Origin of the sequence: Maribacter sp. HS (assembly GCF_048059195.1) — a bacterium.
GTDB classification, from domain to species: Bacteria; Bacteroidota; Bacteroidia; order Flavobacteriales; family Flavobacteriaceae; genus Maribacter; species Maribacter dokdonensis.
The window spans coordinates 342,957-355,481 of sequence record NZ_JAYLVV010000004.1 but is presented as its reverse complement, the minus strand read 5'-3'; the positions used below and the strand labels follow the sequence as shown (position 1 = coordinate 355,481).

The 12,525-nt window shown below is 36.1% G+C and carries 13 protein-coding genes and 1 pseudogene; all 14 read left to right on the top strand.

Annotated features, from left to right (window positions below; genetic code table 11):
• Window positions 1–42 precede the first annotated feature (42 nt).
• Window positions 43–480 (top strand): nucleoside 2-deoxyribosyltransferase domain-containing protein, encoded by a 438-nt coding sequence (locus VBZ51_RS11070; protein ID WP_416576960.1) that lies wholly within the window; start codon window positions 43–45, stop codon window positions 478–480.
• 10 nt (window positions 481–490) lie between these two features.
• Window positions 491–1,945 (top strand): nicotinate phosphoribosyltransferase, encoded by a 1,455-nt coding sequence (locus VBZ51_RS11065; protein ID WP_416576959.1) that lies wholly within the window; start codon window positions 491–493, stop codon window positions 1,943–1,945.
• 12 nt (window positions 1,946–1,957) lie between these two features.
• The gene (locus tag VBZ51_RS11060) at window positions 1,958–2,956 is read left to right on the top strand and encodes a hypothetical protein (protein WP_416576958.1); all 999 of its coding nucleotides are present in this window, start codon (window positions 1,958–1,960) and stop codon (window positions 2,954–2,956) included.
• 3 nt (window positions 2,957–2,959) lie between these two features.
• Window positions 2,960–3,724, top strand: a complete 765-nt coding sequence (locus VBZ51_RS11055; protein WP_416576957.1) for a phosphoribosyltransferase family protein — start codon at window positions 2,960–2,962, stop codon at window positions 3,722–3,724.
• A gap of 240 nt (window positions 3,725–3,964) precedes the next feature.
• Window positions 3,965–5,011 (top strand): serine hydrolase domain-containing protein, encoded by a 1,047-nt coding sequence (locus VBZ51_RS11050; RefSeq protein ID WP_416576956.1) that lies wholly within the window; start codon window positions 3,965–3,967, stop codon window positions 5,009–5,011.
• A gap of 114 nt (window positions 5,012–5,125) precedes the next feature.
• Window positions 5,126–5,857, top strand: coding sequence for an NAD(P)-dependent oxidoreductase (locus tag VBZ51_RS11045; RefSeq protein ID WP_416576955.1), 732 nt, complete (start codon window positions 5,126–5,128; stop codon window positions 5,855–5,857).
• Window positions 5,858–5,872: 15 nt separating this feature from the next.
• On the top strand, window positions 5,873–6,442 hold the full coding sequence (locus VBZ51_RS11040) for a hypothetical protein (RefSeq protein WP_416576954.1): 570 nt from the start codon (window positions 5,873–5,875) through the stop codon (window positions 6,440–6,442).
• Window positions 6,443–6,665: 223 nt separating this feature from the next.
• Window positions 6,666–7,388, top strand: a complete 723-nt coding sequence (locus VBZ51_RS11035; RefSeq protein WP_416576953.1) for an alpha/beta hydrolase — start codon at window positions 6,666–6,668, stop codon at window positions 7,386–7,388.
• Window positions 7,389–7,406: 18 nt separating this feature from the next.
• Window positions 7,407–8,207 (top strand): hypothetical protein, encoded by an 801-nt coding sequence (locus VBZ51_RS11030; protein WP_416576952.1) that lies wholly within the window; start codon window positions 7,407–7,409, stop codon window positions 8,205–8,207.
• Window positions 8,208–8,358: 151 nt separating this feature from the next.
• The gene (locus VBZ51_RS11025) at window positions 8,359–8,958 is read left to right on the top strand and encodes a DUF6642 family protein (RefSeq protein ID WP_416576951.1); all 600 of its coding nucleotides are present in this window, start codon (window positions 8,359–8,361) and stop codon (window positions 8,956–8,958) included.
• Between the two features lie 548 nt (window positions 8,959–9,506).
• A complete protein-coding gene (locus VBZ51_RS11020) occupies window positions 9,507–10,121 on the top strand; it encodes a hypothetical protein (protein WP_245188827.1) in 615 nt (204 codons plus the stop codon).
• Window positions 10,122–10,453: 332 nt separating this feature from the next.
• Complete coding sequence (locus VBZ51_RS11015; RefSeq protein ID WP_348427387.1) at window positions 10,454–11,371, top strand: hypothetical protein; 918 nt, start codon at window positions 10,454–10,456, stop codon at window positions 11,369–11,371.
• 9 nt (window positions 11,372–11,380) lie between these two features.
• Window positions 11,381–12,061 (top strand): DUF6624 domain-containing protein, encoded by a 681-nt coding sequence (locus tag VBZ51_RS11010; protein ID WP_416576950.1) that lies wholly within the window; start codon window positions 11,381–11,383, stop codon window positions 12,059–12,061.
• Window positions 12,058–12,450: pseudogene (locus VBZ51_RS11005) on the top strand (DUF6642 family protein); the annotation flags it as partial. The gene VBZ51_RS11010 and the pseudogene VBZ51_RS11005, both read left to right, overlap by 4 nt.
• Window positions 12,451–12,525: the final 75 nt, after the last annotated feature.

Below are 12,525 nucleotides of genomic sequence, written 5' to 3'. Positions count from 1 at the left end.
TTATGTTTTATATTTGCGTCATAATTACGCAAATATAGTTTTATGTTATTCACTTCCAAAAACGCACTACCAATAAATAAGGACAACTTACGTTCTATTTTCCTAGCAGGTAGTATGGACCATAGACAGGAGCATAGTTGGAGAGATGAAATCATTGGCGAATTTGGTTCGCACCATATTTTTGACCCTACACATACACAGCATGATGATTTAAGCAATGCGGAATTAAAGCATCACATTATGTGGGAATTAGAGGCCATGCAGCAATCAGATTTTATTTTACTCAATTTTCTAAAAGATTCCAAATCTCCTATTTCACTTGTGGAACTAGGACTATATGTACAGTCTGGCAAGCTGATCGTGGTTTGTCCGCAAGAATTTTATAAACACAATTATGTACATATACTTTGCGAAAAATACAGCACTCCAATTTTCAATACCCTCAAAGAAGCAAAAACACTATTAAAAAACAGCATTTAAAATAATGATTATGAACGGACTATTATTAACCGACGGATACAAAACAGGACACCACCAACAATACCCTAAAGGTACAGAAGAAGTATATTCTAACTGGACACCAAGAAGCAACAAATACGCTCCCAAAGGGTGCGACAAAGTAGTTTCTTTTGGGCAACAATATGTTTTTCAATGGTTACATGATTATTTTCAAGATAACTTCTTTTCCAAACCAAAAGCTCAGGTTTGTAATGAATTGAAAGAAGAGCTGTCGTTGTATTTGGGTACCGATTATGATGTTACGCATTATGAGGAACTACACGATCTTCAATACTTGCCCATTAAAGTAAAATCTATCATAGAAGGGGTAGAAGTACCTGTAAGGGTTCCCATGGTTACCGTTGTGAACACGGATAAAAAATTCTACTGGATCACCAATTTCCTAGAGACCATTTTATCTACCATGCTTTGGCAGCCAATGACATCTGCATCTATTGCTTTGTGTTACAAACGAATTTTTAAAAAATGGACCTTAAAGACCGATAAGGACAACTTGGCTTTCATCGATTTTCAGGGACACGATTTTTCCATGAGAGGTATGGGCGGTCTGCAAAGTGCTATATCATCTGGTATGGGGCATGCATCTGTATTTTTGGGGTCAGATACCTTACCGGTCATTAGTAGCCTACGTAACTATTACAAAGCTGAAGGTTTTGTGGTAGGCTCTGTAAATGCTACCGAACACTCCGTTATGTGTGCTGGTACCAAAGATGATGAAATTGGAACGTTCAGAACCCTAATGCAAACCTACCCAACGGGCATTTTATCCGTGGTTAGTGATACGTGGGATCTATGGAAGGTATTGACCGAATACCTTCCAAAACTTAAAGAAGAGGTACTTTCTAGAGATGGCAAATTAGTGATCAGACCAGATAGCGGCGATCCTGTAGATATCATTTGTGGCGAGTCTCGTGAGCTTGGTAGCAACACTCCTAAAGAAAAAGGGGTAGTGGAGCTACTTTGGGATATTTTTGGAGGTACCGTAAACGAACAGGGTTATAAAGTGCTAGATGCACATATTGGCGCTATTTACGGTGATAGTATTACCACTGAAAGGGCAGAGGCTATCTGTCAACGCTTAAGCGATAAAGGCTTTGCCACAACTAACGTGGTATTGGGTATTGGATCGTTTACTTACCAATTTAATACAAGAGATACGTTTGGTTTTGCCATGAAAGCAACTTCTGTAGTGGTAAATGGTGAGCGTAGGGAAATTTTCAAAGATCCTATTACCGATGACGGTGTTAAAAAATCTGCAAAGGGATTGGTAAAAGTAGAATTACAAAATGGTGAATATGTATTGGTAGACAAAGTGACTCCTCAAGAAGAAAATACGGGCGAGTTACAAGTAATCTATGAAAACGGGAAATTTGTAAACCAGGTGAATATACAGGAGATAAGAGACCGTATCAATAGCAATCTTTAAAAATATCTTATCATGTGGTTTGAAGAATTGACAGGATTTGTAGAATTATCACCTAGTAATGTACGTGATCATATCAGTATTGATGGAAAGCATTTAATTTCTAAAATCAATAATCGATCCTTTCAATTCGGAAAACTAGATGTTTCCTCTTTAGAAGAACTAAGAAAACAAGATTTACAGGTAGACACTTCTAACCAAATAAAGGTCTCAGAATTGGTGGCTGATATTCAAAAAGTACATTGCGATCCAAATAATGCAAATGCACTATTTCAAGCAGCCTCTCAATTTAATTTATTGGAAATGGTTGGTCCTGAGGTTTCGCCTAAAGCGGGAGTTGGTATTTACGAAAATGACTTTACCCAAGGACCGGCGTGCGCCATAGCTTGTGGTGCAGGCACCATTTATAGAAACTATTTTGTGCCTATTGAAAACCAAATTGGGCAAACGGGTACCTATCAAATTGATTGTTTAGATGAAATCGGTAAAGAGCTTCATAATCAAGAGCTCCAATTATGGAAAATGACGAACGGTTATACTATTTTAAGTCAAGAAGGCTTGCTCAGTATTAATAAGCAGTTAGGATGCTTTACAGATGCCCAAAGAGAGAAATTAAAAGGTAAACTAAAGGTAGGAATACAATGGAATACAGAAGTTACCTTAACGGATGAAAAACAGATAGTATCTCAAATATATTGTGCTGCACTACCTGTAGCATATTCTCATATCGAGTCTTATTATTGGGAAAATTTTGCTAGAATAATTTTAGAGGCTACTTATGAAGCCACATTATACACGGCATTATTAAATCTAAAAAACAACAAGTCAAACAAGGTCTTTTTAACCTTGGTAGGCGGTGGTGCTTTTGGTAATGATCTAGATTGGATATTAGAATCAATGTTCAAAGCGCTAGAGAAATTTAGAAAAACGCCTTTAGATGTGAGCATTGTAAGCTACGGAAACTCAAATCATATTTTGAAACAGGAAATTGATAATTTCAACAACAAGAATTAACACATGAAATACGAAAGCAAAAGATTTAAAGACGGACAAGTAACTGCCAAAATCATTGAAGGCGGGGATATTCATATAAAAATTAGAGGTAACAGCTACGAAGATTTGTTTAAAGCTGCTGTCATTAAAGAAGCCTGGGATGCAGAAAATGCCACCAACAAAACAGCCTTTGCCAAACTCACTATCTTTTGTCTGATAGGGCAGCGTTCGGATAGGCGATTCAATAAAGGAGAATCGTTTGATTTAAGGGTGATTTGTAAGTTTATCAATGATATGAAATTCGACTCCGTGGCTATTTTACATCCGCACAGTCCTATTTCATTGGCGCTAATTGATAATTCCAAAAAAATATCTCATGTAGATTACGTTGAAAAGGCTTTCACGCACATTGGTAACCCTGTATTGGTGAGTCCCGATGCTGGTGCGTATAAAACCACCCATGAAATTGCTGAAAAATTGAATGCCGATTTGGTACCGTCCAATAAAGTACGAGTAGATGGTGCTCCGGTAATTAGTATTCAAGGTGATGTAAAGGGCAAACAATGCTTAATTGTTGATGATCTAGCCGATGGAGGCAGAACATTCAAATTCTTGGCGGAAGCGTTAAAACAGCAAGGTGCCGCAGAGGTTTATTTATATGTTACCCACGCCCAATTCAACTATGGTTTTGATGAACTCAAAGAAACTATTGACCATATATATTGTACCGATAGCTACAAAGATATTGATGATGATTTTGTTACGCAGTTCAAATTAGCGGGGTTGTAGAATTCTTAATAATAGTAAAACAAAAAATAGCGCATTTCTGCGCTATTTTTTTTGTTCAAAATTTTTAAAACGTACTTACTCCGCTATATACTAACTGCCATCCTTTTAAATTTGGTTTACTTATATTGAACCAATAGTATTCAATTCATCCTCAATAATATACATTTCGGTAATTCGTAATTTATTTCTTTACTGTTACGCTGTAAGTTTGTATCATCAATCAAACCAAAGCAATGCATCATGGAAAATGCCCAACCTAAAGTCAGTAAGAACAAACAGATTTTCAGAATAATTTTATTTGTCAGCACGTTCATTTCTTTATGGTTCGTCCCATGGATTTTAGTAAAAGCATGGATTTTACCATTGCCCAATACGGTTCAAGAGCAAGTAGACCAAACGTTAAGCCATGGTTTTGACGGAGTAATCGTGTATGTTGATGAAGCGGGCAAACCACCGGCATTCTATACCGCTGGGTACCACAATAAAGCACAGCAAATACCTGCCAAACCTAATGCTCTGTTCAAAATAGCTAGTATCAGCAAGTTATACGTTGCGGTTGCAATCACTAGATTAGCATATGAGAACCAAATAGATTTGGACCAACCGCTTTCCGATTATTTTCCAGAGCTTATAGGTAGTATTGAAAATGCCGATAAAATCACATTGCGAATGATGGTTCAGCACCGTAGCGGCATCCCCAATTTTACCGATAATCCAGACTATTGGAAAAATCAACCGAACACCAATACAGATGTACTTACATATGCTCTCCATTTGCCAGCGGAATTTGAACCCAACAAGGATTATGGCTACTCCAATACCAATTACCTATTACTTTCTAGAGTTATAGAGCAAGTAACAGGCGGTAGTCGTCAAGATTATTTTAAACAAGAAATACTGATTCCTTTAGGGCTTAACCATACCTACGGATCGCTTAGCGAAGTAAACATAGATGATGTAATGAGCGGTTATTATGTGGGTATCGATGAAGATTTTAAATATGAGGACAATGGCATGATGCTGGCTACCGCAGCAGATGTTGGCACCTTCTTAAGGGCGTTGAACAACGGTACCTTACTCAATGAGCAAGAAATGGAAATCTACACGTCACTGTATGAATTTAATCACGGTGGTCTGGCTGCCGGATACCAATGTCTGGCTGAATACCATAAAGATATTGATGCCGTGGTTGTTCAATTCATGAATACAACCGATTTTGAAGGCTATCAATGGAATTTACTACAAATAACTCATAGCAGAGTGGTTAAAATACTACGTAAAGGATAATAACACCATAATCTTATAACTATCTCAAAATTATATGATTACACACTTGAACATGTAACAATTATAGTTTTTCATCGTCCTACAGACAAGTCATCAATCAATCCATCAATCAATATGAAAGTTTTAGTGGTCGGCGCTAGTGGTGCCACAGGTAGTCAATTGGTAGCGCAACTTCTTTTGCAACAGCACTCCGTAAAAGTTGTTGTTCGTTCTCCCCATAAACTCCCTGAATCATGGAAGAACAATGCGCATCTTCAAATGATTATAGCAAGTATATTAGACCTTACCGAAACCGAAATGCAAGATTTGGTAAGCGATTGCCATGCAGTGGCATCGTGCCTAGGACACAATTTAACCTGGAAAGGTATCTACGGTCAACCTAGAAGATTGGTTGCCGATGCTACCAAACGTTTATGCAATGCCATAGAATCCAATAATTTAGAACGTACTACAAAGTTTGTTCTAATGAATACGACCGGTAATCGAAATCGTGATTTGGACGAACGGATTTCTTTCACCCAAAAATGCGTAATCGGTTTGCTTCGCGTACTACTTCCTCCTCATGTAGATAATGAAAAGGCGGCAGATTATTTAAGAACGCAAATTGGACAAAACAATACAGCCATTGAATGGGTAGCCGTAAGACCGGACGCATTAATTAACGAAGAAAAAGTAAGTGATTATGAAATTTTTCCTTCACCCAAGCGTAGCGCTATATTTAATGCCGGTAAAGTTAGCCGTATCAATGTCGCTCATTTTATGGCTAGCCTTATCAATGACAAAAACTTATGGAGTACATGGAAGGGGCAGATGCCCGTTATCTATAGTTCATCGAAAGAAAATTAATTAAAGATTAGAAAAATGGGAAGAATCATTAAACAGTTAGAAAAACAACGATCAGGGAAAAAGGTTCTGGTGCTTTTCTTGTTAACCAATATCGTTTATGCGTATATGCTTTTAGTTACCATACCGGCAACAATGACTTTCTCTAACGGATTACAATTATTAGATATGATGCCCGCTGGATATGATTTAAATTATGTAAACACCCTTTTGCAAACACTAGGAAATACCGGTCGCCAAATGTATCTTACCAAACAAATTCCTGTTGATATGATTTACCCATTACTCTTTGGTATTTCTTATGCAGCAGTTCTAGCATATTTCCTAAAGAAACTACCTGGACTAAACCGAAACTACCTATATCTGTGTCTTTTACCTGTAATTGCCGGTATAGCAGATTATTTTGAAAACATTGGTATTGTTACTATGCTGAATGCCTACCCAACGGTTACGGAAACTTCTGTACATCTCACCAGTATATTTTCAATTATTAAAAGTAGTGCTACCAGTATTTATTTTATGGTTTTAATAGTAGTCTTGATCATACTTGGTTATCGTACATTGAAACCTAAAGGCAAAAATTTGTAACACTAATAAAATTTCAAGAACTGTCAATAGGTGGGAAGCACTATTTCATACAACGCACTGTACAGCCAAAAACACGTAAAAACAAATCAGTGCTTTAATTTTATACTACACCATCCCAAAACAAATACACTTTATCTATAAAATTAAAAATATATAGTCACCACTACATGTAAGCAAATACCCTAAAGGCAGACTCATACTCATATAACCAACAACACTATTTATGAAAACGATTTTCTCCTTTGTTTTAAGCTTAAGTTCCATTTTCATGTTCGCTCAGAAAACTATAGACTTTCCTTCTAAAGACGGTTTACTGATTACTGCAGATTATTATGAAGCCAAAGGGAGCGAAACCTTTATACTCCTTTTTCATCAAGCAGGGTGGAGCCGTGGAGAATATAAAGAAATAGCACCCAAACTAAACACTTTGGGTTATAATTGCTTGGCAATTGACCAACGTTCTGGTGGAGCGATAAATTCCGTTACCAACCAGACCAATAAAAGAGCCGTAGCGGCAGGAAAGGAGACCACATACCTAGATGCTTTTCAAGATATTGAAGCAACCGTAGCTTATGTTAAAAAAGCATATTCCTCAAAGAAAATCATTATTTGGGGCAGTTCTTATACTTCTTCTCTGGTACTTAAATATGCGGGAGACTATCCAGATAGTATACATGCCGTCATGGCATTTTCTCCCGGAGAATATTTTGGCAAAGACGATTTCATAAAAAATAGTGCCGCACACATTAAAGTACCTACGTTTATTACTTCCGCTCAAAACGAACAGGATAATTGGGCCGCCATAAACCAAGCGATACCAACTACAAGAAAAGTAACCTATGTACCGGCAACGGCAGGAAATCATGGTTCGCGAGCTTTATGGGAGAAATTTGATGATAACGATAGCTATTGGAAAGCCGTAAAGAACTTTTTAAAGCAGATTTAATTATATCTTCAACACCTAATGAGACAGCCAACCATCTATTTTCATATACTATGCGCGTTACTTTTATCCATTATTAGTTGCAAGCAAGCCGACAAAAAAGAGGATGCCTTTAAAAAAGTAAAAAACGAAGTATTGGTTTTAGGAACTATTCACGGCGGACATCTTACAGATAGCGTTTATACTACCAACTACCTAAAAAGATTAATTAAGAACATTGATCCAGATTACATATTAACCGAAATTCCTCCTAATCGTTTTAAAGCTGCCTATGACGGGTTTAAAAGAGACGATAGTATTTCTGAGCCGCGTACCATGCGTTTTCCTGAATATGTAGATGTTGTTTTTCCGCTATCCAAAACCATAGATTTTGAAATTATCCCTACCGCTGGTTGGACTAAGATCATGGCAGATGAACGTGGAAATAAACTTAGAGCGATACGTCAAGATATTTCTAGAACAGCAGATTGGACGGCATACGTTGCCGCTAATGAACGTACAGATTCTTTATACAAAGCAAGTGGCAAGGTAAATGACCCTTATTTTATCCATACCAATACATATGATAGCATTCAAGATATTGGATTGCAGACCTATAATGAGCTGTTTAATGAAGAACTAGGTCTTGGTGGTTGGGAAAATATAAATATTGCTCATTATTGGAATATAGAAAAGGCTCTTGAAAAGCACCGCTACCAAGGTAAACGAATTTTAATCACCTATGGTGCAGGCCATAAAGGTTGGTTTTTAAGGGAACTTCGAAAGCGCGATGATATTGAGCTATTAGATATGCATCCATTTTTAGATGCTATTCAAGAATAGCTTTTTGGGCTAATATGGGTTATTAACAAAACGAGGTACAAATGGGAGGGAAGCACTATGCATAACAAGCCATATTTATCCCAAAAACGCTAAAAAGAATACAACAGTTGCTGTAATTTTGTATTTCATACACCCCAAATAATACAAAAGCTTGCTAGAAAATAGACGACAATTACCCCAAACCCAATTAACAGATGAAGACCATTTCATATACTGTTTAGAAGGTGTCGATGATATAGAAAATGAATTGCTGACCGAAGCGCAACAAAGCTTAGAACAACTGGCCATGAAATATGGTATTGCAAGTATTTATAAAACATGCGATACTATTGAAGGTCTGGAAGACAGTCTAAACGCACTGGTGTTAGATGATCATAATTTTAAGGATTATGAAATAATCTACTTGGTCATGCATGGCGAAGCCAATAGTATTTGCCTAAACGATTATTATTATACCTTACAGGAAATTGCGGAAATTTTTGAAGGCCGATTAAAAGGCAAGATCCTGCATTTCTCCAATGCCAAAATTCTAGATTTGGACGAGGATGAAGCCCAGTACTTTTTAGACATCACCAACGCAAAAGCTGTCTCTGGCTATGGTAATGCTTTCAACGGCTTTAGCAGTGCCAACCTGGATAAAGCCTTTTTTAATCTTTTCAAAGAAGATGATAATATGTTCGATGTGGTAGAGGAGCTACACCAAAGACATTACAATATCTGTAAAATGTTGGATTTTAGGTTGTATTATTAGAGTTGACGATAGCAACAAGTGTATACACACTAATTTTTCTTTATTCTCTGTTTGCTTTAGTTATCATTAACTAGGGTAACCTGCACTAGCTTTGGTTGAAAATCAAGATGATGTCTATTATGCCAAAGGCACCATTAACATGTATCAATTTTAAAAAGTAGTAGGAGAGGGACAAGTAAACAAAGCCCTGAGCCATTTTCTAGAGGACTGGAACACTACCAATAGGATACTCAAAACAAATACAAACCGATATGCCACAAGCGAAGATCTTATAGGTTATTTCAGAAAAGTTACGCCAGATTCGCTACAGTATTTGGCAACTGATTTATTTGAAAGTGTTAAGCCAGCGTCTGTAAAATAATAACTTCATTTTAGAAATTTACTATAATGCTAGCATCAGAACAATTCATCCCTATTATTTAACAGTTCAGTAATTCGTGTTTAATATTTACCTAAAGCTAATAGACATTTGCAGTATGAAACTCTATATCATTATAGAGTTTCATTAAAAAAGAAATCATCAATCATTAATCAAAAAACGAACAATCATGAAAAAAATTAAAATGTTATTAATCAAAAATCAAATCGTATCAAAAATAGCTTGTGTAGCCTTTGTATTAATAACTAGTATTACATACGCGCAGAACACAAATACCGGAACAACACAAAGGGAGGGTTTTATCTTTGAATTTGCAGTAGGAGGAGGTATTATCAGTTTAGAAGATAGTGCCGGTTTTCAAACTTTCGACAAATCTCAAGGAACTTTTGTATTTCCAGATTTAAAGTTTGGCTATATGTTAAATGAAAATCTTGCCATTACTGCCGCAATGCCTGGGAACATATATAAGTTTCAGGATAATGACAGGCATTTTGGAGCTTTTGTTCCATCGCTACAATACTGGGTAAAAGATCGTTGGTGGATACATGGAGGAATAGGTCTAGCTGTAGATTCGCCAGCACTATATGATATTGAAGACAATGTAAATGACGATTGGAACTTTGGTTGTGCTGTAATGGCAAGTACAGGTTACGAAATTTACAAAAAGAAAAACTTTGCACTTAATCTGCAGTCTAAATTAGTTCTTGGTCGTGCATCGTTAAGTGGTGACGCACATAGAGACGCTGTACTCTTTAATATAGGTGTAGGGTTTAGTTGGTTCTAAGCATTACAACCTATTCATATGTAAGCATTGCTAATGAATACAAAAACATTACAAAAAATAGGTGGGTTCTGTTCCATTTCTCTCGGATTAATCTACATCATAGCGTTTATAGTTTATGGTGGAATTTTAGATTATCCAAAAGCAGACGCAACGGATACTGAAAGTTTACATTTCTTAATTGACAATTATGTAAACATCCATGATTCGCAAACCAGATACATCCTTAGTTGAATACATAAGATCGTAATTATTTAAAATTCTGAATAACATCTTATTACCCTATTTATTACTAGTTTTAAAGTGTTCAAGCAAAACCAAAATAGAGCTTAAAAATGAAGAAAACCTATTTTATATCGACACTTATATTGTTTGCTTTGCTGTATGCTTGTAAAACTGAATCAGAGCATACAAATAATCATATTACACCAACGTTTAAAAACGCATACTTAGGTCAAAAGCCACCGGGTTTAACTCCCATACCATTTGCTCCAGGTCTTGTGTCTACAGAAATTTATGAGTACGATGGTGCATTCTCCAAAGATATGAAAGCATTTTATTTTATAAGAAGAGGAGAAGAACATAAAAAATCAGCTTTTTATGAATACAAATACAATGAAACGAACGGAAAATGGGAAAAATCTGAAATAGCATCTCCATGGATTGGAAGACCGGTAATAGCTCCAGATGGTGAAACCATGCATTTAGGTGACAAGTATCTAAAAAGAACAGAATCTGGATGGTCAGAATTACAAAGCCTTGAGCCGCCTACGGTAAGTAATGATTCTATGTATATTATGAGGCTTTCATCTTCTTCGAACGGTACATATTATTTTGACACCTATAAGGAGAACGATCCTACCTTTCCAATTCGCTATTCACGTTTAATTAATGGTAAACACGAAGAGCCCAAAGCATTACCCAAATCTATAAATACAGGAACTTTTTTAAGCCATCCTTTTATTGCCCCAGATGAATCTTATATATTATTTGATGCTGAAAGAGAAGATGGTTTCGGAGATGCTGATATTTATATCAGTTTTAAACAAAAAGATGGTAGTTGGGGCAATAGTATCAATTTAGGTGATAAAATAAACACCAACGCGTGGGAAGCTTCTGCAAGTATAACCCCAGATGGTAAATACCTTTTCTTTAGTAGAAATGTAGGTACAGACGATTTTGCAAATGTAGATATTTTTTGGGTTGATGCCACAATCATTAATGCATTAAGACTTAATCAAACTAATCAATAGTTAAAACCAATGAAATATATAGTATTATTTAGTTTACTAATAACGATGAGTTGTTCCAATACAACGAAGTCGAAAGGAACATCGACAACTTCAAAAAATCAACAAAACTTTATTGCCGTTCTTGACACCATTTGGGCAACAGAGCAGAATCCGATTAGATCTAGAGATTCATTAATTTCTATATATGGTGTCGACTCTGAATTAGTGAAAGAAAAGCAATTGCTTATTGATAAAAATCACATAATCAATGAAAAAAAAGTAAAAGATATTCTTGACACATATGGCTGGCCAACAAAAGAAATTGCTGGAGAGCGAGGAAATTGGACCATTTGCAACGTTATTCAACATTCAGACAATAAAGTTCGAATTCAATATCTACCCATTATGAGACAGGCTGTAAAAGAAAAAAAATTAGAACCTCGTTTTTTGGTTAGAGCAGAAGACAGAATTGCAACAGAACGAGGAGATTTACAAATCTATGGAGGACAGATGAAATACTACCCAGAAACCAAGAGTTTTAATCTATGGCCGGTTTTTGAACCTGAAAATATAGATAAAAGAAGAACCGAAATCGGACTCGATTCAATTGCTATATTCCTGAAGAATAGATTTGATTTTGAATGGAATCTCGAAGAACAGATAAAAAGAACAAAGGAGTTTGAATTAGCAAAGCAAAATGATAACAAATAGTCTTAGATGATCATAATTTTAAGGATTATGAAATAATCTATTTGGTCATGCATGGTGAAGCCAATAGTATTTGCCTAAACGATTACTATTACACCTTACAGGAAATTGCAGAGATTTTTGAAGGCCGATTAAAAGGCAAGATCCTGCATTTCTCCAATGCCAAAATTCTAGATTTGGACGAGGATGAAGCCCAGTATTTTTTGGACATCACCAACGCAAAAGCTGTCTCTGGCTATGGTAATGCTTTCAACGGCGTTAGCAGTGCCAACCTAGATAAAGCCTTTTTTAATCTTTTCAAAGAAGATGATAATATGTTCGATGTGGTAGAGGAGCTACACCAAAGACATTACAATATCTGTAAAATGTTGGATTTTAGGTTGTATTATTAATTCAGTAAGAGCGCCGAGCATATAAATACTAATTTTACTTTATTATCAGTTTGCTTTAGTTATCAATAACTAGGG